General features: G+C 54.6%; 19 protein-coding genes, 1 tRNA gene and 1 pseudogene. 4 read left to right on the top strand and 17 right to left on the bottom strand.

The genetic code is table 11. The annotated features are described in order from the left end of the window. The 3 genes from ATI45_RS01060 to ATI45_RS01050 are packed head-to-tail and all read right to left on the bottom strand — an operon-like array spanning position 1 to position 3584. On the bottom strand, positions 1-2019 hold the full coding sequence (locus ATI45_RS01060; RefSeq protein ID WP_098417902.1) for a TRAP transporter permease: 2019 nt from the start codon (positions 2017-2019) through the stop codon (positions 1-3). 26 nt (positions 2020-2045) lie between these two features. Beyond that, a complete protein-coding gene (locus ATI45_RS01055; RefSeq protein WP_098417901.1) occupies positions 2046-2603 on the bottom strand; it encodes a DUF1850 domain-containing protein in 558 nt (185 codons plus the stop codon). A 21-nt stretch (positions 2604-2624) separates the two neighbouring features. Further along, on the bottom strand, positions 2625-3584 hold the full coding sequence (locus ATI45_RS01050; protein WP_098417900.1) for a TAXI family TRAP transporter solute-binding subunit: 960 nt from the start codon (positions 3582-3584) through the stop codon (positions 2625-2627). A gap of 223 nt (positions 3585-3807) precedes the next feature. Between ATI45_RS01050 and ATI45_RS01045 the strand changes: the two genes are divergently transcribed. Continuing rightward, on the top strand, positions 3808-5064 hold the full coding sequence (locus ATI45_RS01045) for a glycerophosphodiester phosphodiesterase family protein (RefSeq protein ID WP_098417899.1): 1257 nt from the start codon (positions 3808-3810) through the stop codon (positions 5062-5064). Positions 5065-5415: 351 nt separating this feature from the next. Here ATI45_RS01045 and ATI45_RS01040 read toward each other — a convergent pair whose 3' ends face one another. Further along, on the bottom strand, positions 5416-6384 hold the full coding sequence (locus tag ATI45_RS01040) for an ABC transporter substrate-binding protein (RefSeq protein WP_098417898.1): 969 nt from the start codon (positions 6382-6384) through the stop codon (positions 5416-5418). 459 nt (positions 6385-6843) lie between these two features. On the opposite strand from ATI45_RS01040, the gene ATI45_RS01035 reads away from it, so the two are divergent. The 3 genes and pseudogenes from ATI45_RS01035 to cysD form a co-directional block, all read left to right on the top strand. Further along, positions 6844-7254, top strand: coding sequence for a transcriptional regulator (locus ATI45_RS01035; RefSeq protein ID WP_228735902.1), 411 nt, complete (start codon positions 6844-6846; stop codon positions 7252-7254). Next, positions 7251-8618, top strand: a complete 1368-nt coding sequence (locus ATI45_RS01030; RefSeq protein ID WP_098417897.1) for a HipA domain-containing protein — start codon at positions 7251-7253, stop codon at positions 8616-8618. Before ATI45_RS01035 ends, ATI45_RS01030 begins: the two co-directional genes overlap by 4 nt. Next, a pseudogene (cysD, locus tag ATI45_RS01025) lies at positions 8615-9106 on the top strand (sulfate adenylyltransferase subunit CysD); the annotation flags it as partial. The gene ATI45_RS01030 and the pseudogene cysD, both read left to right, overlap by 4 nt. An 86-nt stretch (positions 9107-9192) precedes the next feature. Here cysD and ATI45_RS01020 read toward each other — a convergent pair. The 13 genes from ATI45_RS01020 to frr form a co-directional block, all read right to left on the bottom strand. Next, positions 9193-9269, bottom strand: a tRNA-Met gene (locus ATI45_RS01020). Between the two features lie 87 nt (positions 9270-9356). Then, entirely contained in the window at positions 9357-10010 is a 654-nt protein-coding gene (rnhB, locus tag ATI45_RS01015; protein ID WP_098421604.1) for a ribonuclease HII, read from the bottom strand. A 20-nt stretch (positions 10011-10030) separates the two neighbouring features. Continuing rightward, positions 10031-11218 carry a lipid-A-disaccharide synthase gene (gene lpxB / locus ATI45_RS01010; RefSeq protein ID WP_098417896.1) on the bottom strand — a complete coding sequence of 396 codons (1188 nt, stop codon included), beginning with the start codon at positions 11216-11218 and terminating at the stop codon, positions 10031-10033. 15 nt (positions 11219-11233) lie between these two features. Beyond that, positions 11234-12025: an acyl-ACP--UDP-N-acetylglucosamine O-acyltransferase gene (gene lpxA, locus ATI45_RS01005; protein WP_098417895.1), complete on the bottom strand. Its 792-nt coding sequence runs from the start codon at positions 12023-12025 to the stop codon at positions 11234-11236. Next, entirely contained in the window at positions 12025-12462 is a 438-nt protein-coding gene (gene fabZ / locus ATI45_RS01000) for a 3-hydroxyacyl-ACP dehydratase FabZ (RefSeq protein ID WP_098417894.1), read from the bottom strand. The genes lpxA and fabZ overlap by 1 nt, the downstream gene beginning before the upstream one ends. An 11-nt stretch (positions 12463-12473) precedes the next feature. Further along, on the bottom strand, positions 12474-13499 hold the full coding sequence (gene lpxD / locus ATI45_RS00995) for a UDP-3-O-(3-hydroxymyristoyl)glucosamine N-acyltransferase (protein ID WP_098417893.1): 1026 nt from the start codon (positions 13497-13499) through the stop codon (positions 12474-12476). 52 nt (positions 13500-13551) lie between these two features. Continuing rightward, entirely contained in the window at positions 13552-14049 is a 498-nt protein-coding gene (locus ATI45_RS00990) for an OmpH family outer membrane protein (RefSeq protein ID WP_098417892.1), read from the bottom strand. 64 nt (positions 14050-14113) lie between these two features. Further along, positions 14114-16450 (bottom strand): outer membrane protein assembly factor BamA, encoded by a 2337-nt coding sequence (bamA, locus tag ATI45_RS00985; protein ID WP_098417891.1) that lies wholly within the window; start codon positions 16448-16450, stop codon positions 14114-14116. Positions 16451-16492: 42 nt separating this feature from the next. Further along, positions 16493-17842 carry an RIP metalloprotease RseP gene (gene rseP, locus ATI45_RS00980; RefSeq protein ID WP_098417890.1) on the bottom strand — a complete coding sequence of 450 codons (1350 nt, stop codon included), beginning with the start codon at positions 17840-17842 and terminating at the stop codon, positions 16493-16495. 54 nt (positions 17843-17896) lie between these two features. After that, entirely contained in the window at positions 17897-19081 is a 1185-nt protein-coding gene (ispC, locus tag ATI45_RS00975; protein WP_098417889.1) for a 1-deoxy-D-xylulose-5-phosphate reductoisomerase, read from the bottom strand. Further along, the gene (locus ATI45_RS00970) at positions 19081-19923 is read right to left on the bottom strand and encodes a phosphatidate cytidylyltransferase (protein ID WP_098417888.1); all 843 of its coding nucleotides are present in this window, start codon (positions 19921-19923) and stop codon (positions 19081-19083) included. The genes ispC and ATI45_RS00970 overlap by 1 nt, the downstream gene beginning before the upstream one ends. A 24-nt stretch (positions 19924-19947) precedes the next feature. Further along, the gene (gene uppS, locus ATI45_RS00965) at positions 19948-20715 is read right to left on the bottom strand and encodes a polyprenyl diphosphate synthase (protein ID WP_098417887.1); all 768 of its coding nucleotides are present in this window, start codon (positions 20713-20715) and stop codon (positions 19948-19950) included. Positions 20716-20781: 66 nt separating this feature from the next. After that, positions 20782-21339 carry a ribosome recycling factor gene (gene frr, locus ATI45_RS00960; RefSeq protein WP_018404396.1) on the bottom strand — a complete coding sequence of 186 codons (558 nt, stop codon included), beginning with the start codon at positions 21337-21339 and terminating at the stop codon, positions 20782-20784. Positions 21340-21361 lie beyond the last annotated feature (22 nt).

The raw sequence follows: 21361 nt of genomic DNA, 5'->3' as shown, positions 1-21361 counted from the left end.
TTAACCACTGACGGCTATCGCCGTCGCTTCGCGTTTGCTCGCAAGCCAGTTAGCAGAAATGACAAACACCATCACCACCACACCGGCAATCTCAGTCATCAGACTGGGGTAAAACACACCAAAAATTCCCGCAGTAATAGCCAGACGAGGCAGCCAGGACATACTGGTAAACAAATACCCTTCCAAGGCTGCCGCAAAGGCACCCAATGCAAGAATGGCAATGATTGCGTTCCAAGCCACCAACAGTACGGGGCCGCCCATGATGATTTCTGGATTAAAAACCATAAACAGCGGAATCAAGTAAAGCCCCTTGGCAAACTTCCACGCCTGGAAGCTCGTTTCCATCGGTTTACTGCCCGCAATTGCCGCCCCGGCAAATCCTGCCAGGGCTATTGGCGGCGTTACGTTGGAGTCTTGGGAGTACCAGAACACCACCAAGTGCGCGACCAGCAGTGGCACACCGAACTCAGCCGTCAATGCAGGCCCGACAAGCACAATCAATACGATATAGCTGGCGGTTACCGGCAGCCCCATACCCAGAACCAGGCTGGCCAACAACACCATCACCAACGCTAGAACAAGGTTACCACCAGAGAAGGCCAGCATCATGGCGGAGAATTTCAGGCCTAAACCGGTCAGGCCAACCACCCCGACGATAATCCCGGCAACAGCGCACGCCATAGACACCGCCACCGCGTTGCGCGCACCTAGCTCCAGGCCTTCTACAAGCTTGGCCAAGCCGGCACGCATAATATCTTTGACGGCTGTAACTGTCACCGGTTGCCCCTGCCGGGGCGCCAGCACAAAAAACCACAGCGAGTAGCGCAACACGGCTACCGCCACTATTGTCACCACCGCATAGAAGCCCACCCGCATCGGCGACATACTCATCGCCAGTAGCCAAACCAGCATGGCCAGCGGAAGCAGAAAGTGCCAGCCATCCCTCATTACCTGACGCATCTGCGGCAGTTCTTCTTTAGGCAGCCCTTGCATGCCCTGCTTGAGAGCAATGATGTGCACAAACAGATAAACCGTGGCGAAATACATAATCGCCGGCAAAATACTAACCTTAACGATCTCCAGGTACGGTGTATTGGTGTACTCGGCGATCAAAAAGGCACCTGCGCCCATCAACGGCGGCATAATCTGCCCGCCGGTAGAGGCCGCGGCTTCGATACCACCTGCCTGTTTGGCCTGATAACCCAGCCGCTTCATTAGCGGAATGGTAAAGGCGCCCGTAGTGACCACGTTGGCAATGGCACTACCGGAAATAGACCCCATGCCCGCCGAGGCTAACACCGCCGCCTTGGCGGGCCCACCGCGCTGGCGGCCGGTGGCGGCGTAAGCCATATCGATAAAGAATTTACCGGCACCGGTGCACTCCAGAAAGGCTCCAAACAGTACAAAAATAAAGATAAAGGTCGCCGCCACGCCCAGCGGCAAGCCAAAGATACCTTCTTGCCCAAGATAAAGCTGGCCGGCAACACGATCAATGTTATAGCCGCGATGCTCCAGAATTCCCGGCATCCATTGGCCCAACCAAGGCAGCTCGCCTCGCGGGCCGGCAAACGCGTACACAATCGCCAGCAGGCCAATCACAGTCATTCCAAAACCCACTGCACGGCGACTGGCTTCCAGCACGGTCACCGTGGCAATACAGCCAACCAGAATGTCGGTATTGTTCCAAAAACCCGCACGGCTGAAAATCTCGTCCAGATTAAGCACCAGATAGCCGCCCGTCAGTAAGGCACCGGCTAAAAATAGCGCGTCCAGGCCCCATCCTATTACCCCGCGTTTACGGGTTGGGCCGAAGACTGGAAACATTAAAAATGCCAACACCATGATGAGTGCCAGGTGGATGCTGCGCTGATAAAAAAGCCCTAAGGGCTGAAGACCGGCGGAATAAAGCTGAAACAGGGAAAGACCCACCGCCACAAAGGTGATGGCCCATAACACCGTGCGGGGTTGCACCACATTTGCCTTCGGCACTATGGTCGGCGGTTGCTTGGATTCGTTCATGAAGTCCTCATCAGACGTTGTCTGGCTTACTTATAATTCACGCTGGGCGATGCGGGTTTGATCAGTTGAATAGTCACGCGTTGCCCCGAAGCTTGATCACTCAAACTGACTTCCCAACGGCTATCGCCTGCCAGCCATACCACACGGTGATTCACCGCATCAGCGCCCACACGCAAAACGTATCGGTTATTGACCACTGGTTCGTCAATTTCATTGATCCAGTAGCCGCCTTCGCCGTCAGAAACTTGCTCGCCCCGCCCTACTGTATGGCCTAAGCCAGCTGCAAAATCGGGCTGATGGCTTCGTTCTAACTGCATCACACCGGCAACGTTTCGATAGCAATCCAGTACGGCAAACTTTTTCACCGAGTGGTTCCACTCAATGCACCAGCGCATTCCAGGTAGGACAGCAATATCGACCAGCATTTCGCCTTGATCAGTAACAACTTGAAGGCGGTCAGACGAAATCGCCGGAGCGGGGGGTGCCCCGGCTCCGGCGAGCGGCAAACACATCAGCAGCAAAGCAGCCTGCAAACGCCTGGCGATTGCAAAGCGTGACGGAGCAGTGCCGCATTGCCTTTCCATCACTATTTAACCACTCACCGCCTAAGGGCGCAGACGATCCGGAATAACAGCGCCAACCTCTTCAAAGTAACGCAGCGCACCCGGGTGCAAAGGCACCGGCGTGGAGTCCATGGTGAATTTCACAGTGGTGTCATTCGCTGCGGGGTGAACAGCAATCAGCTCATCCGTATTTTCAAACAGCAATCGCGTCAGCTTATAGGCTAACTCTTCGTCCATATCCGCATTAACAACCAGCACATTCGGAATGCCGATGGTCTGAACCGCTTCATCCATACCGTCGTACATGCCGGCTGCCAGCTCAAACGGAGCAAAAACCGCTACTTCTTTCTGTGCATTGGCGACTTCTTCAGCAGAAAGGCTGATCAGGCGAATATCCCGTGTTGCGGCAAGGTTAAGAATGGAGCTGGTGGGCGGGCCAACACTCCAGAAACCGGCGTCAATATCGCCATCACGGATTGCATCCGCAGTTTCATTGAAGTTAAGACGCTGCGGCTCGAAATCGCTGTAGCTAATGCCATTCGCTTCCAGCAACGCCCGCACGTTGAGCTCTGTGCCACTGCCTGGCGCGCCTACTGACACCCTTTTACCTGCCATATCCGCAATCGACTTAATATCAGATTCCGCCAGAGTCACCAACTGCACAGCATTGGGGTAAACCGAGGCCAGCGCACGGATATTTTTGATCTGCCGGTCTTCAAAATTTTCAGTGCCGGTATACGCTTGATAGACCGTGTCTGCCAGGGCGAGCGCAAGGTCCGCGTCGCCGCGCATGATCAGACCCATATTTTCAACCGAGGCGCCGGTTACTTCAGCAGTCGCCTTGGCGCCTTCAATATGAGTATTGATCATTTCGGCGAAACCACCACCGATCGGATAGTAAACGCCGCCGGTGCCGCCGGTTGCGATTGAAAGTTGTTGTGCGCTCAAGGGGAGCGCAACAGCCAGCATGGATACGGCAACTGCATATTTTAAAATTCGCATGAACGTTTCCTCCGCCCTATTGGACTTATAGTTATGATTGACGATAAAGAAGATGTTAAATTCTCGGCTTCTGCTCGCCATCAACGGGTACGTAGAAGCAACGATTGAGAAACTAGCACGTCTTGGGTGCCGATGTCTCGTAACAACGGATCGCACTATTATTCGAAAGATCAGGAAATAATAACCGCGATGGCACACAACCAAACAATAAAAGGACTCTGAGATGAAACTCGCGTGTACCCTTCCCCTGCTCATCGGTTCGCTAGCGGTGCTATCCGGCTGCACCACCACCAATACCAAGGCTAACGCCAGTCAAGCGGCGACCACCGAAAGCAGCCAAACGTTGGTTCAGCTTGGCCCCCGGCCTTACTACCTGATCAACGACATGGACGCCGGCACACTGAAAAGCACGCTGCAGGCTTGTGAAACAAAGCTGTTGGCACCGTCAGATTTCTCTATTGCCCACCGCGGTGCGCCCTTACAGTTTCCTGAACATACCCGCGAATCCTATGTAGCAGCCGCCAGAATGGGGGCCGGTATCATCGAGTGCGACGTCGCCTTTACCAAAGACCGGGAATTAGTCTGCCGTCACGCCCAGAATGATCTGCACACCACCACCAACATCGTGGCCGTGCCGGAGTTAAACGCCAAATGCACCCAGCCCTTTGAGCCCGCCGACCCGGCCACCAGCACACCTGCCCGGGCTGAATGCCGCACCAGCGACATTACACTGGCTGAATTCAAGTCACTCCGAGGAAAAATGGACGCGTTTGACCCTGAAGCCACAACACCCGAAGCGTATCTTGGCGGCACCGCCGATTGGCGTACGGACCTGTATTCAACTCGGGGCACCCTGTTGAGTCATCGCGAAAGTATCGAACTGTTCAAGGAGCTCGGCGTCAAGTTCACTCCAGAACTGAAAACACCGGTAGTTGATATGCCTTTTAGAGGGGGCTATTCACAACGGGATCATGCCCGCCAGATGATCAATGAATACATCGAGGCCGGTGTCAGCCCCAAAGACGTTTGGCCACAGTCCTTCCTGCTGGATGACGTTATCTTCTGGGTCAATCAGATGCCCGAATTTGGTCGCCAGGCCGTATTTCTGGATGAGAAACCGAACGAGCCGAATAACGTATCAATGGCGTACATGGAAGATTTAGCCCGGCAAGGGGTTCCCATTCTGGCACCAGCACTTTGGAAAATGCTGACTTTAGATGACAACCAACAGATCGTACCGTCCGAGTACGCAATCAATGCCAAAGCTGCAGGCCTTAATCTGATTGCCTGGTCAGTAGAGCGCAGCGGGCCGCTCAATAACGGCGGTGGCTGGTACCATCAAAGCATCACCGATGCCATTAACAATGATGGTGACACCTTCACAGTGATTGATGTGCTGGCTCAGGATGTGGGTGTAATCGGGATTTTCTCGGACTGGCCTGCTACCACTACCTACTACGCCAACTGCATGGGGCTTTAAAAGCGGTTCTTTCAGTGAACTAAGGGGTACCCATCATTAGAGCTCTTGTACCTTAGCTCACTGTGTGGTGTTCAACTGAATCTGGTCACAACTTAAGAGACACGTTGACTGCTTCAGTTGAGCCAGATCTGGTTGGCAACAAGATTGTTACCAACTCAACCTGCTGGTTCCCTTTAACGACGGTAAATTTACCCTGCGGTTTATCCCAACTTACACTAGGGAATTGACGCTTCAGCTGTTTCCCCTCTATCTGGAGCCACAACCATCACCGCGTATGCAGATTACCTGTTGGGCTCAGCATATTGAACGCAGGACTCTGCGGCGCAGCGATTTCCCGGAAGGCCGTAAAGCCTAAGATCCAAGCACGTTGGTGAGTCGCTTTGTGGCTGCGTCATTCAGCCAGCTGGACCACTCGTCGCTGTTGTTGCTCAGAAAGTAAACCGCAGCTTCTTCGGCGGAGGCGTTATTCTCATCCATCCAGGCCAGCAGAGCGCTCATAGTATTGGTCTTGAAGGTCATTTTGCTCAGCATCTCAACGACTTCCGGCTCGCGCTCACCGAAGCTGGTGGTGACCGCGGTCAGGATAGTGGCCGCAGGAAAATCGGAAACGCCGGGGTTGTCGGCATCCTGGGTCTGATTACGGGTATGAACGTCTGCCTTGTACTCGCCCAGGCTTACACGCGTCATGTCGTACTTGCCAAGTGGCACAGTCGGACCCCAGTAGTAACCAAACCAGGGCTCTTCGCTTTGGACAGCGGATGCCATGGAGGTCGCCAGGGTTTCACCAGAACCGTGGTCGAATATCTCGATACCTGAGGCTTCCAGGTCCAGAGCGCGGATCAGGTTGTCACTTTGGACACGGCAGCCCCAACCGCTCGGGCAGTTGTTAAAGAGGCTGTCTACCAAGTCCGGATTCGCCATAATGCCTTCAATGGTTTTCAATTCCGGGTGTTTTTCGGCCAGATACGTGGGAATCCACCAGCCTTCGATACCACCCGGGTCCAGTACTTCGGCCACGCGTTTGATCTTGCCTTGCTCTTCCAGTTGCAGGAGCGCCTCGCTGACAGCGTTCAGCCACAGCTCGGTTACAATATCCGGTTTGCCGTTTTCGGCGACCGATGTGACGGCAGGAACCGTGTCAGAAGGAATCACCGATACGTCACAGCCGTAACCCTGTTCCATAATGAATTCGGCGACGCGTGTTACGACAGTACTCGAGGCCCAGTTCATTTTGGTGATGGATACTTCACCGCATTCGGCGGAAGCGAGCGAGGGTGCAGACAGGGCGCACAAAAGCGCCACGGGCATTAATTTTCGCATGGTTGGTACTCCATTTTGGATTTGAACGTACGCGGCGCGGGGGCCGCTGAGGAGGTCCGGAAGACCTCCCGAGAGGTGAATACGCGCTATTGGCGCGTGTTCAAGGGAAAAGACAAGCGTTGAAACCTCGGTTACTACTTACCCTAACGGTAACGATTTGAGCAGGAGTTACAAGCAATTCATGATAAATGTCGCTGAAAAGTCTATATCAGGGCCGTATTTCTTGCCGGATTGAGCGGCCGTTGCAGCTTGACGCGTCCGCGTTTGCACGTCAGGCTTTTGAGCGTTTAACCACCGACCTATCGGGTCACAGGGGGCCCAATCCACGCCGAGTACATACGTTTATATCTGAGAAGGCGCTCCAACTGCGCTCGCGCTGCTGGCCACCGAATTCCTGTGTCGGAATCGAATCGGTCAAATCGATTTTGTATATTTTGATTTGTTTATTGCATGAAACGAATGGAACCCATCGAATTTTGGCTTAATTTGCCAGGCTGCGCTATATTCTATGCATGCGCATCGAATATAGGTTTTATGATGAAAATGACCGTGTCTAGCGTTGAGCAGGCTGGAATGCTTGTCCGGGCAGTGCGAAAAAGCCAATCCCTGAGGCAAGATGACCTGGCAGGAAGTGCCGGTGTCGGTCACGTCTTCGTGCGTGATGCCGAGCGAGGTAAGGAGACCATTGAATTCGGTCGTTTTCTACGCTTACTCGACGAGTTAGGAATCCGCGTGACGTTCGACATACCCGAGTCAGCTTTGCTGCAATACGAACAACTGAAAGCGACGGGAATGAAGCGACTCCCACCTCGCGAAAGAAAACGAGAAGCAGAGGATTCAAGCCCAATCTCATCGAGCCGTAAAACATGAGAAGCCTGGTGGTTTATCACAACGGAGCAACGGTAGGCCTCCTGTCTGAGCAAGAAAACATCTGGGAATTTTCATACGCTGACGACTGGTTGTCATTCGTGGATGGGTTCGATCTTTCTCCGGCACTATCTAGAGATGAAAAAACCATCAAAGATGGCTCATCAACGCGCCCCGTCCAGTGGTACTTTGACAACCTTCTGCCAGAAGAGACTTTGCGCCAGGTCGTCGCAAAAGAAGCAGGGCTGAAGTGGGAAGATTCCTTTGGTCTTTTGGAGTACTACGGCGCCGAGTCTGCCGGCGCTCTGGTTTTACTCGAACACGAATGTTCGTTAGATCTTCCAACTGGGCGCAGGAAGCTAACCAACAACCAGCTGAGTCAACGAATCGGAAATCTTTCCAGATCCTCTCTACAGAAAGACTCTCCAAAGCGGATGTCGCTGGCCGGCGCTCAACACAAGATGTTGATCGTTCTGGACGGGGACGAAATCTATGAGCCGGAAGCGGGCACGCCGTCCACACATATTCTGAAGCCCAATCATCCGGGGCCAGACTATCCAGCCTCGGTAATGAATGAATATTTTATTATGCGACTTGCTCGGGAAATGAAGCTGGATGTCCCTGATGTCAGCATGCGTTATGTGCCCGAACCTGTGTACATCATTGAGCGGTTTGATCGGTGGTCCGATGTGGCGGGCGTGGTTCATCGCATTCATGTGATCGACACTTGCCAGCTCTTAAACAGAGACAGGACCTTCAAATACACCGGCGCAAATACAGAGTCCCTCAATAAAGCAATTTTGAAATGCCGAGGCAAAGCTGTTGCTCGTTTGGGATTATTCCGTTGGTTAATTTTTAATGTTCTGACGGGCAACGGTGACAATCATCTGAAGAACATATCGTTCATTGTTGATTGGGAAGGCATTCGTGTGGCCCCCGCTTATGATCTTTTGGCGACAGCTGTTTATGAGACGAGAGCCCTTGCCTCAGAAAATGCACGATGGCCGTCATCTGAACTGGCGCTTCAAATCAGTGACGATTCCAAGAGCTTCGGCGCAGTCACTTTCAAAGATCTGGTGAGTGCCGGTCTGGCACTGGGGTTGGCGAAGGGTACCGTGTCGCGGGAAATTACCCGTCAGCTTGATACCATCCTTCCAACTGCCCACAACCTTTATAAAAGAATTTGTGAGGAGCATGGGAGATTGGTTGAGAAGTCGCCCGATCCGGCCGAGGCCAAAAAGCATTGGGGCATCGAGCAGAAGCTGATTCTATCTATCCTGCATATTGTCCTAAACGACATGGAACAGAGCCTTCGCGCTAGTGCTGCGCTTGAAAACACATCTTCCACCTTACGTTGGCACAGATGACAACATCACTTACTCATTTGCAGCGGCTTGAAGCAGAAAGCATTCAGATTATGCGCGAAGTGGTCGCCGAAACTGAAAACCCGGTTATGCTGTATTCCGTGGGCAAAGACTCGGCGGTTATGCTGCACCTGGCGCGCAAAGCATTTGCGCCTTCGCCACCGCCGTTCCCGCTGATGCATATTGATACGCGCTGGAAGTTTCGGGCCATGTATGAATTCCGCGACAAGATGGCGGAACAAATGGGTATGGACCTGCTGGTGCACATCAACCCGGAAGGCATTGAAAAAGACATCAACCCGTTTGCCCACGGCTCGGCCATACATACCGATATCATGAAAACTGAGTGTCTAAAGCAGGCTCTGGATAAATACGGTTTTGATGCGGCCTTCGGCGGTGCCCGCCGCGATGAAGAAAAGTCCCGAGCCAAAGAGCGCATTTTTTCGTTCAGAACAGCGCAACACCGCTGGGATCCAAAAAACCAGCGCCCTATATGTACCACTTGGCCGTCACAAAGCTTTTCTAAAAGCCAAAAAAAAGACAGATCAGTTGGTAACTGATCTGTCTTTTTACTATATGGTAGCGGGAGCAGGATTCGAACCTACGACCTTCGGGTTATGAGCCCGACGAGCTACCAGACTGCTCCATCCCGCATCAAACTGGTATTGGTGAAGCGCTTTTCAAGCTCGCCTCAATCAATGTGCGCGTATACTAATACCCGACTGGTGGGTTGTCAACGCCTTATACAAACAAATCGTCTTGTGCGTCGGGATTAAAGTCGCCGACGGTGTTCAGAGCTTCTCTGACCGGGCGAAACGAGCGGCGATGCTGGGATGTGGCGCCCAGGCGTGCCAGCGCTTCCATGTGGGTCGCGGTTGGGTAGCCTTTGTGTTGGGCCAGGCCGTATCCCGGGTAAAGCTGGTCTAACGTCTGCAGTTCGCGATCCCGGGTTACTTTCGCCAGAATCGATGCGGCGCTTATGGCGGCTATTCGCATATCGCCTTTCACCACGGCCGCAGCGGGCCAGCGCCAATCAGGGCAGCGGTTGCCATCTACCAACACATACTCAGGTTGCGGGCTCAGCCCCTCAACGGCGCGGGTCATGGCCACCATGGTGGCCTGGAAGATGTTCAAGCGATCAATCTCATCGGCTTCGCAGCGCCCAAGGCTCCAAGCGGTGGCTTTTTCAATGATTTCGTCGAACAGTTGGTTGCGCTTTTTTTCGCTAAGCTTTTTCGAATCGGCCAGGCCTTTTATGGGCCGAGCCGGGTCCAGGATCACCGCAGCGGTGACGACCGCGCCGATCAGGGGGCCACGCCCTACTTCGTCAACGCCGGCCAGAAGTTCGCCCTGGTAGTCACACACAAACGGAAGAAAGGGGGTTTTAATAGCCATAATCAGAGGCCCCTGCAGTTTCAAGTTTCAAGCAATCGCGCCTTGTCGTCGTAGTCACCTGCCAGCAAAGCCGCAATGGCCGTGGCCGCCTGCTCATCAGCGTTCTGCCGCAGGGTCAGGTGAAGCTCGGTGAAGGCTTCAATCAGCTGCTCGCGCTCTGAGGTGTCTTCAAGCTGGCTGAGTACGGCTGCTCCCAAGGCTTCCGGCGTAGCGGCGTCTTGCAGCAGTTCTGGCACCAGTTCCTGGCGAGCGAGTAAGTTAGGTAAAGCGATGTGGGGTATCTGCACCATGCGCGACAGTATTTTGTAGCTGAAGTCACTAAGTCGGTAACCCACCACCATGGGCTTTTTCAGCAGCATGGCTTCCAGGGTCGCGGTGCCAGAAGCCAGTAAAACCACATCAGAGGCCGCCATGACTTCCCGGGAACGGCCTTTCACAATGGTCACCGGCAAGCTCAGCGCCAGAGCTTCAGTGATGCCACGAATCTGCTTTTCGCGCTCACGGTTGGCACAAGGGATTACCAGTTGCAAATCGGGAATGCGCTGCTGCAGCCAGCGCGCAGCCTCTAAAAAAAGTGTACCCAAACGCTCCACTTCTCCCCCACGGCTCCCTGGCAATATGGCCAGAACGGGCTTGGCGAGTTCCAGCCCCAAGTCTGCCCGTGCCTGGGCGGTATCTGGCCGCATGGGTATACGGTCTGCCAGAGGATGGCCAACAAAGGCCACAGGTATATTATGCTGGTGATAAATGTCGGTTTCGAACGGAAACAGGGTCAGCATTAAGTCGACGGATTTGGCGATCTTGAAGATGCGCTTTTTACGCCAGGCCCACACCGATGGGCTGACGTAATGCACCGCCGGTATGCCTGCCTCGCGGCAGCGGCGTTCTACCGCCAAAGTGAAATCCGGGGAATCGATACCGATGACCACTGCAGGAGGCGTAGTCAGGAAGAAATCCAGTAGGCGGCGGCGAATGCGCACCAGCTCACCAATACGACCCAGCACTTCCACCAGACCCATCACGCTCAAGCGTTCCATGGGCACCAGGGACTGGAAGCCTTCGGCCATCATTTCTTCGCCGCCAATACCGGCAAAGCGGGCGTTGGGGTAGCGTTTGCGCAGGGAGCGAATCAATCCTGCACCTAGGATATCACCAGAGGCTTCACCGGCAATGATGCCAAAGGTGATGCAGGATTCGGGATTTTGCAATGTCAGCCTACCCGTTCAGCGAATGATGCCGCGATCGGCCCGGCGTAGCGATTCAATCAACGGTGTAATTTCTGGCACGTCGGCAAAGTCGGTTTCCAGCGCCTTGATGGCTTGCTCGGTGGTTAACCCCTGGCGATAAATCACCTTATAGGCTCTACGCAAACTGGCCAGGATGTCTTTACCAAAACCGCGACGTTTCAGGCCTTCCACATTCATGCCGTAGGGCTGCGCAGACTGGCCGCTGGCCATAACGTAAGCGGGTATGTCTTTCAGCACGATACTGCCGCCAGCCGCCATGCTGTGGGCGCCAATGTGGCAGAATTGATGCACCATGGTACCGCCACCCAGTATGGCGTAGTCGTCCAGGGTCACGTGGCCCGCCAGAGTAGTGCAGTTGGCCAAAATGATGTTATCCCCCAGCACGCAGTCGTGGGCAACATGCACATACGCCATCAGCAGGTTGTCGTTGCCGATGCGGGTTTCACCCTGGTCTTGCACGGTGCCGCGATGCACGGTGCAGTTTTCACGAATGGTGTTGTTGTCGCCAATCACCAGGCGGGTGGGCTCGCCAGCGTACTTTTTGTCTTGGCATTCTTCGCCAACACTGGAAAACTGGAAGATTCGATTATTGCGACCAATAACGGTCGGTCCTTTGATGACCACGTGGGACATGATTTCGGTGCCTTCCCCGATTTCAACACCCGGGCCTATGTAGCTCCAGGGGCCAACGGTCACGTTATCTGCAAGCTTGGCTGAGGCATCAACAATCGCCTGGGGATGCACTCCGGACCAATCACGTGGCGCCATCAAATTTCTCGCTCCGCGGTCAGGATTTCTGCGATACAGACCACTTCGTTATTAACCAGGGCGCGGCACTCGAATTTCCAGATGCCACGCTTGGTCGACATAACTTCAGACTCCATGCATAGCTGGTCGCCTGGCAGCACCGGGCGCTTGAAACGCACTTTGCTGGCACCCGCCAGATACTGAACCAGCCCATCAGTCGGTTTGCGGCCTACCGTGACAAAACCCAGAATACCGGACAACTGGGCCATGGCTTCTATAATCAACACGCCCGGCATAATCGGGTTGTCAGGAAAATGGCCTGCAAAATACTGCTCGTTAAACGAGATGTTTTTGTAGCCCTTGATGAACTTGCCGCTTTCAATGTTAGTTACCCGGTCCACCAGCAAAAACGGGTAGCGGTGAGGCAAGTATTCAAGAATTTCTTTAATATACATCATGTTGATCGGCCTCAGCCCTCTGATTTCTTTTCCAATTCTTTTAGCCGTCTGGCCATGGCGTCCAGCTGACGGAAACGCACTGCGTTTTTGCGCCATTGCCGGTTGGTTTCTGCGCTGGTTCCAGACGAATACACGCCAGGTTCGCTGATGTCACCGGTGACCAGTGTCATACCCGTGAGCTGCACGCCATCGCTGATGGTCAGATGTCCGGCTACGCCGGCCGCACCGCCGAATACGCAGTGGCTGCCAATGCGGGTGCTGCCGGAAATACCCACTTTAGCGGCCATCGCGCTGTGATCGCCTATGTGAACGTTGTGGGCGATCTGGATCAGGTTATCAAGTTTTACGCCATCGCCAATCACCGTGTCGTCCAGCGCTCCGCGGTCAATGGTGGTGTTAGCGCCCACTTCTACATCATTACCCAGAACTACCCGGCCAATCTGTGCAATGCGGTGCCAAACACCCCGCTCGTTGGCAAAACCGAAGCCGTCCGAACCAATCACCGCGCCGCTGAGAATGTGGCAACGCTGCCCTATAACCACGTCGTGAGCCAAAGTCACCCGAGGTCGCAGAAGGCTGTCGCGCCCAATACGGGTGCGGGCGCCAATCACGCAGCCGTGGCCAACAACCACGCCTTCGCCAATGTCTACATCCGCTTCAATAACTACTTGAGCACCAATACTGGCCCCGACCCCTATGCCGGCGGAAGGGTCAATCACCGCGCTGGGATGAACGCCGGTGGGCGCTTTCGGCGCAGTATCAAACCAATGGCTCAAACGGGCGTAGCCCAGATAGGGATTATCCATCACTAGCGCGCTGCAGGTGGCCAACGCCGCAAATTCAGGCGAAACAATAATGGCACCAGCCTGGCTGGTGGCAACGTGTTTGCCGTAAGACGGGTTCGCCAGGAAACTGATTTGCTCGGGGCCTGCGCACTGCAAGGTGGCCAATCCGGTGATGCGCTGTTGCGGATCACCCCTCAGGTCTGCGCCCAGCTCGCGGGCGATATCACCCAGCAGATAAGACGGTGCTGTCATCGCAGGTCTCCCGGCACTACGCCTTCAAGGTAAGGGTTCATAGCAACCCGACTTAACGGTTCAGTTTCTCCAGGAGCTTCTCGGTCAAGTTCAGATCCGGTATCACGTAAACCACCGCTTCGCTCGGTAAAATCAGGTCAAGGTCGTTTTCGTCCAGCAGTTCTTTTACCGCGACATCCACCTGCGGGCGGGCCGCTTCAAGAAACGCCTGCTTGCGCTGTGACACGGTGGTATCCAGGCGTTGCTTCAAGGCATTGAACTGTTGCACGGTCTGTTGAAATTCGCCGGCCAGCTTATCCCGCTCACTGTCGTTCATCATGGCGCCGTCTTTTTGCAGGCGGTCCTGCATCGCCCGCGCCTTTTCCTGCGCTTCACGAACCGCCACTTCGTCGCCGGCGAAATCCTGCTGCAATTTTTCGCTAAAGGTTTTTGCGCTGCTTGAAGCAAACAAGGCCTGTCGCAGGTCTACCACACCAATACGAGTTTCAGCCATGGCGGGAAACGACAGTGCCATTATGGCCGCAGCCACAATCAGGGTTATGCGGGACATCGATTTTCTCCTTGTTGCAGTTTTGTGGTAAATCTTGTGTGAAAACACGCTAGAACGTCTGGCGCTAGAAAGTCTGGCCCAGTGAGAACTGGAACACTTGGGTATCGTCGCCGGGTTTGTCGTTCAACGGTTTAGCCAGGCTGAACGCCAAAGGACCCACCGCAGTAATCCACTGGAAGCCAATACCCGCAGAAAAGCGCACTTCACCCAATTCCGGACCAAAATCGCGGTCGGTATCAAATACCTGCCCACCATCAAGAAATATCGAGGTACGCATAGACCGGGTATCACCAGCAAAAGGCGTCGGCAGTATCAACTCTACGCCAGCCTCAGTCAGCAGGTTACCACCGAACGGATCGGGATCAGAAAAATCTCGGAGACCCCCATTGGACGTTCCGCGGGGCGTTTCGCGGGGCCCAAGCGAGTTGGCGCGGAAACCGCGAACCGAACCGAAACCACCGGAATAATAATGCTCGTAAAACGGCATGACCGTTCGATCGCCATAGCCGTCACCGTAACCGATTTCGGTGCGGGTGCGCAGAACCCAATTCTGGGAGTCAGTCAACGGGAAGTAGAAGTCGGTTTTGTGCCCAACCTTATAGAAGGTCAGATCACTACCCGGCACCGCGACGTCCAGCGACAACGACTGGCTATAGCCGTCCGAAGGAAGAATACCGCGGTTCAGGGTGCTTTGGCGCCAGCTGCCAAAAAGGAAAAAGTTATTGAAGGCGTCACCCTCTTCGTCAATAAAATCGCTCACTTCCTGGGCGCTGAAGATGCCTTCTTTCACTTTTGACAGGGTGTAACCGGCGCCGAAGTTCAAGCGCGTAATGTTATCAATGGGGTAGCCGAAGGTGACGCGCGTACCATACTCATCCAGCAAGTAAGATGAGATATCTTCTTCTTCGTAGTCCGTTTCACGGGCAAACACACTGAAACCGCGGCTGACACCGTCAACGGTGTAGTACGGATCGAGGTAAGACACGTTGGCGCTCTTGACAGAGTCGCTGAAGTTCACCCCAAACGATACTCGCTTACCGGTTCCGAAAAAGTTATTTTCAGACACGCTGGCGCCAAGGATAATGCCAGAATCCTGAGAGAAGCCAACAGAGGCGGACAGGCTGCCGGTGGGCTGCTCTTCAACGCTGTAGTTTACATCGACCAGATCATCTGTGCCGGGTACCGGCACGGTCTCCACATTCACGCCTTTAAAAAAGCCCAGGCGCTCAAGCTGGACTTTGGAGTATTCAATCCGGTCAGAAGAAGCAATGCCCCCTTCCATCTGGGTCATTTCCTGGCGCAGCACATCGTCGCGAGTGGACACGTTGCCAGAGAAATTTACCCGGCGCACGTAGGCGCGCTTGCCCGGCTCAACAAAGAAGGTCACCGCTGCAGTGCCGTCTTCGGACGTTTCAGGCACCGCGTTCACATCGGCAAACGCGTAACCTTCGCGACCCAGGCGGAATGACAAACTTTCGGAAATAGCGGTCATCTGGGCCCGTGAAAACACGTCACCCACTGTTACCGGGATCAGATCACGCAATTCCTGCTCCGGCACAATAAGGTTGCCCCGCAGGCGAATGTCAGACAGCGTGTACTGGCGGCCTTCGTTCAGTGCGATAACGATGAACACCTTTTGTTTGTCTGGCGATATGGACACTTGGCTGGACTCGACGTTGAAATCGAGGTAACCACGGTCCAGGTAAAAAGAGCGCAGGGTTTCCAGATCGCCACTCAAACGCTCACGGGCGTATTTATCAGAGTTAGTGAGGGAGTTCCACCAGCCAGTGCTTTGCAGCTCAAGCAAGTCTTTTAGCTCTTCATCGCTAAACTCCTGGTTGCCGACCAGATTAATGTGATGAATCGCGGCAACACTGCCCTCGTTGATATCCAGACTGACGTCAACACGGTTACTGGGTAGCTCATTGGCCGTTGCTTTCACACGGGCGTTGTACCGGCCCTGACCAATGTAAGAGCGCAGAATTTCCAGCTCTAGCCGTTCGAGTGTTGCACGGCGGAATACCTGGCCTTCTTCGAGGCCTGCGCCCGAAAGCGCGCCTGTAAGAATATCGGTTTCTATATTCTTGTTGCCGTCAATGTTGATAGCGCTGATCGACGGGCGCTCGCGCACAGTCAAAATCAGTGCACCGGAATCGCGGCTTGCCTGGATATCGGTGAACAGACCGGTGCCGAACAGCGATTTTATGGCCGCTGCCAGTTCGGTGCCGTCAACCTGTTCGCCAATATTGATCGGGAAGGAACCAAAAACCGTACCCGCAGATACGCGCTGAAGGCCTTCCACTTCAATGTCAGATACCGTGAATGTGTCCGCAAGCGCGGGCTTTATACCGAGTGTGGCCACTGTCAAGCCAACGGCTAAACCTAGAAGAGTAAGTCTCATTCAAATATTTCGCCTGGTTAATGCGCTAAGGAGCCGCAATTCTCACAACCGCATAAGGTCGTTGTAAAGAGCAAACACCATTAAAGTCAGTATCAAAGCCATACCAATTCTTAATCCAACGGCCTGTATTTGCTCAGACACCGGCTTACGACGGATCGCCTCGATTGTGTAGTACAAAATATGGCCCCCATCAAGTACCGGCACCGGCAGCAGATTCAGCACACCAAGGCTGACACTCAGGTAGGCCAGAAACCGCACAAAGTCTTCAAATCCGGAACTCACGCTGGCTTCGGCAACACGGGCAATGGTAATGGGCCCACTCAGATTGCTGGGCGACAACAATCCGGTCAGCATTTTTTTGATGGCCACCAGCGTCAAGCGAGTATCGGCCCAGGTTTCTTCAACCGCAATCGGAAATGCCGCCAGCGGGCCATAACTGATTTCGCGCAGGCTGCCTTCCGGCCATTCCGGCACCTGCACACCGGCCCCAATCAAGCCAATTATTTCACCATCGTCTGTAGTTTTTGCCGCTGGAACAATACTCAGCTCGCGCTCGGCGCCTTCGCGTTCAAAACGCAGCACCAGGCTTTGCTCTGGCGATTGTCGAACGCGCTCAACCAGGCCAAACCAGTTCTCAATCGGCTCGCCATCTACCGCGATTATTCGGTCGCCCGGTTGAAGTCCGGCAGCGCTGGCGCGGCCATCTGCGGAGATCATCCCCAACACCGGCGGTATAGCCGGGCGATCGGGCACAATACCAAATTCGCTGAGCGGATCGGGCGTATCGGTGCTCAGCTTCCATCCGCCCAGCTCGCCCTGAAATAAGCCCTGGCCCTGGCCGCTGGTTACGGCGAAGGTCACTGTACCATGTTCGCCGGCACGCTCCAGCAGGCGCATGTTAACGCTGCGCCAAGAGCTGACACCGTGACCGTCAACTTCCGTCAATTCCATACCAGGCGCAAGGCCGACACGTTCGGCCACCGAGCCCGGTGCTACCGAGCCGATAATAGGCGCAACCGTGGTCACGCCGACCACCGCCAGCAGCCAATAGGCAGCAATGGCGAATATAAAGTTGGCCGCGGGTCCGGCCGCCGCTATGGCAATGCGCTGATACGGCGACTTCGAGGTAAACGCCTGATCGCTCAGCTCCGGCGGCACCGTCCCCTCACGGGCGTCCAGCATTTTTACATAGCCACCCAATGGAATCGCAGCCACAGCAAACTCAGTGCCGTGGCGGTCATACCAGGACCATATAGGTTTACCGAAACCGACCGAAAAGCGTAGGACCTTTACGCCAAAACGGCGGGCTACCCAGAAATGCCCGTATTCATGAATGGTCACCAGAATGCCCAGCGTTAACGCCAGCGAAAGAATGGTCTCAATGATCTGCATAGCGCCTCTTGGAATAATGACTGCCGCAGCGACAGCAAAAACACGACTCTGACTTCAGCATGCCAGCTCAGCCACCCGGGCGCTGGCAAACTGCCGCGCTTCAGAATCTTTGCTAAAAATAATGTCAAAACTGTCTGCCGGAACGGCAGCAACAGCGGCCAGGGTTTGGTCTATAATAACGGGGATGTCAGTAAAGCGAACCCTGCCCCGCAAAAAAGCTTCCACCGCGACCTCGTTGGCGGCGTTGAGCACTGCCGGTGCGGTACCACCCGTTTTAAAGGCTTCTGCGGCCAAGCGCAAACACGGAAAGCGCTCGGTATCCGGACGCTCGAAGTGAAATCGGCCAATCGCAAACAGGTCTAACGGTGCTACGCCAGCTTCGATACGCTCTGGCCAGGCCAGGCCGTTGGCTATCGGCGTGCGCATGTCCGGACTGCCCATCTGCGCCAGCACAGAGCCGTCAGCGTATTCCACCATAGAGTGGATGATACTCTCCGGATGAACGTGTACTTCAATTTTTTCCGGCGAGATATTGAACAACCAGCAAGCCTCGATCAGCTCCAGCCCCTTATTCATGAGGGTGGCAGAGTCAACAGAAATTTTTCTACCCATGGACCAATTGGGGTGAGCACAGGCCTGGTCAGGCGTTACCTGTGCCATATCTGCGGCTGGCATTTCGCGGAAAGGCCCGCCCGAAGCGGTCAGCAAAATACGGGTAATCCCTGCGGCATCGGGCTGGCGAATACGGCCCGCCGGCATGCACTGGAAGATGGCGTTGTGCTCGGAGTCAATGGGCAGCAATTCCGCGCCCGACTCGTCCACAGCGTCCATGAACAGACGCCCGGACATGACTAGCGCTTCTTTGTTCGCCAGTAAAACCCGCTTCCCAGCGCGCACTGCGGCCAGAGTTGACGGCAAACCCGCCGCACCCACAATGGCCGCCATCACCGTATCAACCGCCGGGTTTGTCGCCGCTTCACTCAGACCAGCCTCACCGGCCAACACTTGAATATTCGGCAAGTCACGCAATGCTTCACGCAGCTTTTCAGCCGCCACCCCATCGGCCATTACGGCAATGGCCGGTTCAAACTCGCGGCATAAAGCCGCCATCGACTCAACACTTGAACAGGCCGTCAGAGCGTAAACTGAAAAACGCTGAGGGTGACGACGCACCACATCCAGCGTACTCAAACCAATAGAGCCGGTGGCTCCCAGCACAGATAGGTAGCGGCGTTGCATCAAGATAAGGGCCCAACATTTAGCCAACCAAGTTGAATAACGAGCAGAGTAAATATCGGTATGGCCGCGGTCAGACTGTCTATACGGTCCATAATACCGCCGTGCCCAGGCAGCAGCCGACTGCTGTCTTTAATGCCGCGAAAGCGCTTAAACATGCTCTCGAACAAGTCGCCAAGCACCGACACCGCGGCGGTAACCACGGAAATAATAATCAGGGCAACGGTTTGCCCAGCCCCGGCGCCAAGTGTCTGGCCAACCACCAATGAAAAAACCGCAACCGCCGTCAAACCGCCCCACACGCCGGCCCAGGACTTACCCGGACTGACCCGCGGCGCTAGCTTGGCCTTGCCAAATTTCCGACCAGAAAAATAAGCGCCGATATCGGCTACCCACACCAGCGCAAACACATACAGAATCAACAACAGGTTGTTATCGGTCAGCGCAAATTTGAACTCTCCGCTGCGCAAATAATTCAAACCAACCCAGGCGGGCACCAACACCAACAAGCCCATGGCCGCTCGTGCCGGAACCGAGCCCCAACGGGCAGAACCTTTTGGATAATAAGCCACCAGCCCAAAGCCGGCCAGCCACCAAAACAACGCTAACCAGAGCACACCCTGCGCTGTTATCGCGTATAAAGCCGCCAATACCAGCAATACAGCCGCGCTGTAGCAAACACGGGTGGGCTGCGTTGTCAGCCCCGCCATATTGGCCCATTCCCAGGCTCCCAAAGCAATCAATGCGGCGGTAAAAATTGCAAAACCCACAGGCGGCAGGAAAAAAACGCCACCAATAGCAATGGGCGCCAGAATCAGCGCAGTAATTATCCGGGTTTTAAGCACAGTGAACCTGCTCTTGTTGTGTTATCAGAGCGACGATCGGGCCGCGACCTGGTCATCCGTCTGGCCAAAACGTCTTTGCCTTGCGGCATAAGCGGCCAACGCTTCCTGCATCTGCGGTTGCTTGAAGTCCGGCCAAAACACCGGCGAGAAATAAAATTCCGTATACGCCAGGTGCCACAACATAAAATTGCTGATGCGCTGTTCGCCGGCGGTACGAATCATCAGGTCTGGCATGGGCAAATCACCCAGGCTCAGGTGGCTTTGAATCAGGTCTTCGGTAATGTCCGATGGCAGCAACTGGCCGCTAGCGACTTTTGCAGCAATTTTTCGGGTGGCTTCGGTAATGTCCCACTGGCCGCCGTAATTGGCGGCGATCACCAGGGTCATCGCCGTGTTGTTGGCGGTGAGTGTTTCGGCTTTCGCCATCAAGTCTTGTAACAGGGGGCTGAAAGCCGAGCGTTCACCAATCAGGCGAAGGCAAATATTGTTGCGATGCAGTTTGCGCACTTCGCGCTCCAGTGCGAACACAAACAGCTTCATCAATGCAGAGACTTCGTCTTGTGGGCGGCGCCAGTTTTCACTGGAAAACGCAAACAGGGTAACTACCTTTACACCCTCGCGGGCACAGGTTTCTACCACAGCGCGAACGGCATCCACACCGGCCTTGTGACCGGCCACGCCTTTAAGACGCCGGGCCTTGGCCCAACGATTGTTACCGTCCATGATAACGGCAACATGTTTCGGCCGGCTTGGTGCCGATTCCGGAATTGCTGCGGAAACAGTTGCGGTCATAACATCCCCTGTGCGGCCGCCGCGCCTTATGGCAGCCGTGAGTGTTGTATGCTCAAAATGCCGGCATCAAACCGCCATCAAATCCTCTTCTTTGGCTTTCAATAACTTTTCGACTTCCGCTATAAAGCGGTCAGTCAGCTTTTGCACTTCCTCCTCACCACGGCGCTCGTCGTCTTCGCTGATGTCTTTGTCTTTCAGCAGCTCTTTTAACGTGCTGTTGGCATCGCGACGGGCGTTGCGGACTGAAACCCGGCCGTGTTCGGCGTCAGCTCGAGCCTGCTTGACCATGTTTTTACGGGTTTCTTCGGTCAGCATCGGCATAGGCAACCGAATAAGGTCACCGCTGGTAGACGGATTAAGTCCCAGGTCGGAGGTCATGATGGCCTTTTCAATCTGCGGAACCAGGTTTTTTTCCCAAGGTGACACCGTCAATGTACGGCTGTCTTCCACGTTTACCGAGGCTACCTGCCTCAACGGCGTTTCCTGGCCGTAATAATTCACCATCACGCTATCCAGAATGGAAGGATGCGCACGGCCGGTTCGGATTTTGTTAAACGCTGACGCCAGAGCTTCAATACTCTTGGTCATTTTAGTTTCAGCTTCCGTTTTGATCTCGTTTATCACTTGCCAATCCTCAATTTGTTCG

The sequence above is a fragment of the Marinobacter sp. LV10MA510-1 genome (assembly GCF_002563885.1).
In the GTDB taxonomy this organism is placed as follows: Bacteria; Pseudomonadota; Gammaproteobacteria; order Pseudomonadales; family Oleiphilaceae; genus Marinobacter.
Note: the sequence above shows the minus strand (reverse complement) of the source record. Positions and strands in the feature narration are given on the sequence as shown.

What these genes read in the sequence shown, in the direction of transcription:
- fabZ (WP_098417894.1), bottom strand. Translation starts at nt 12,462, where the DNA reads ATGATGTATATTAAAGAAATTCTTGAATACTTGCCTCACCGCTACCCG.
- bamA (WP_098417891.1), bottom strand. Translation starts at nt 16,450, where the DNA reads ATGAGACTTACTCTTCTAGGTTTAGCCGTTGGCTTGACAGTGGCCACA.
- ATI45_RS00990 (WP_098417892.1), bottom strand. Translation starts at nt 14,049, where the DNA reads ATGTCCCGCATAACCCTGATTGTGGCTGCGGCCATAATGGCACTGTCG.
- ispC (WP_098417889.1), bottom strand. Translation starts at nt 19,081, where the DNA reads ATGCAACGCCGCTACCTATCTGTGCTGGGAGCCACCGGCTCTATTGGT.
- lpxD (WP_098417893.1), bottom strand. Translation starts at nt 13,499, where the DNA reads ATGACAGCACCGTCTTATCTGCTGGGTGATATCGCCCGCGAGCTGGGC.
- ATI45_RS01040 (WP_098417898.1), bottom strand. Translation starts at nt 6,384, where the DNA reads ATGCGAAAATTAATGCCCGTGGCGCTTTTGTGCGCCCTGTCTGCACCC.
- ATI45_RS01060 (WP_098417902.1), bottom strand. Translation starts at nt 2,019, where the DNA reads ATGAACGAATCCAAGCAACCGCCGACCATAGTGCCGAAGGCAAATGTG.
- ATI45_RS01050 (WP_098417900.1), bottom strand. Translation starts at nt 3,584, where the DNA reads ATGCGAATTTTAAAATATGCAGTTGCCGTATCCATGCTGGCTGTTGCG.
- ATI45_RS01035 (WP_228735902.1), top strand. Translation starts at nt 6,844, where the DNA reads ATGGAACCCATCGAATTTTGGCTTAATTTGCCAGGCTGCGCTATATTC.
- lpxA (WP_098417895.1), bottom strand. Translation starts at nt 12,025, where the DNA reads ATGGCGCCACGTGATTGGTCCGGAGTGCATCCCCAGGCGATTGTTGAT.
- rnhB (WP_098421604.1), bottom strand. Translation starts at nt 10,010, where the DNA reads ATGGCTATTAAAACCCCCTTTCTTCCGTTTGTGTGTGACTACCAGGGC.
- ATI45_RS01030 (WP_098417897.1), top strand. Translation starts at nt 7,251, where the DNA reads ATGAGAAGCCTGGTGGTTTATCACAACGGAGCAACGGTAGGCCTCCTG.
- uppS (WP_098417887.1), bottom strand. Translation starts at nt 20,715, where the DNA reads ATGACCGCAACTGTTTCCGCAGCAATTCCGGAATCGGCACCAAGCCGG.
- rseP (WP_098417890.1), bottom strand. Translation starts at nt 17,842, where the DNA reads ATGCAGATCATTGAGACCATTCTTTCGCTGGCGTTAACGCTGGGCATT.
- ATI45_RS01055 (WP_098417901.1), bottom strand. Translation starts at nt 2,603, where the DNA reads ATGGAAAGGCAATGCGGCACTGCTCCGTCACGCTTTGCAATCGCCAGG.
- ATI45_RS01045 (WP_098417899.1), top strand. Translation starts at nt 3,808, where the DNA reads ATGAAACTCGCGTGTACCCTTCCCCTGCTCATCGGTTCGCTAGCGGTG.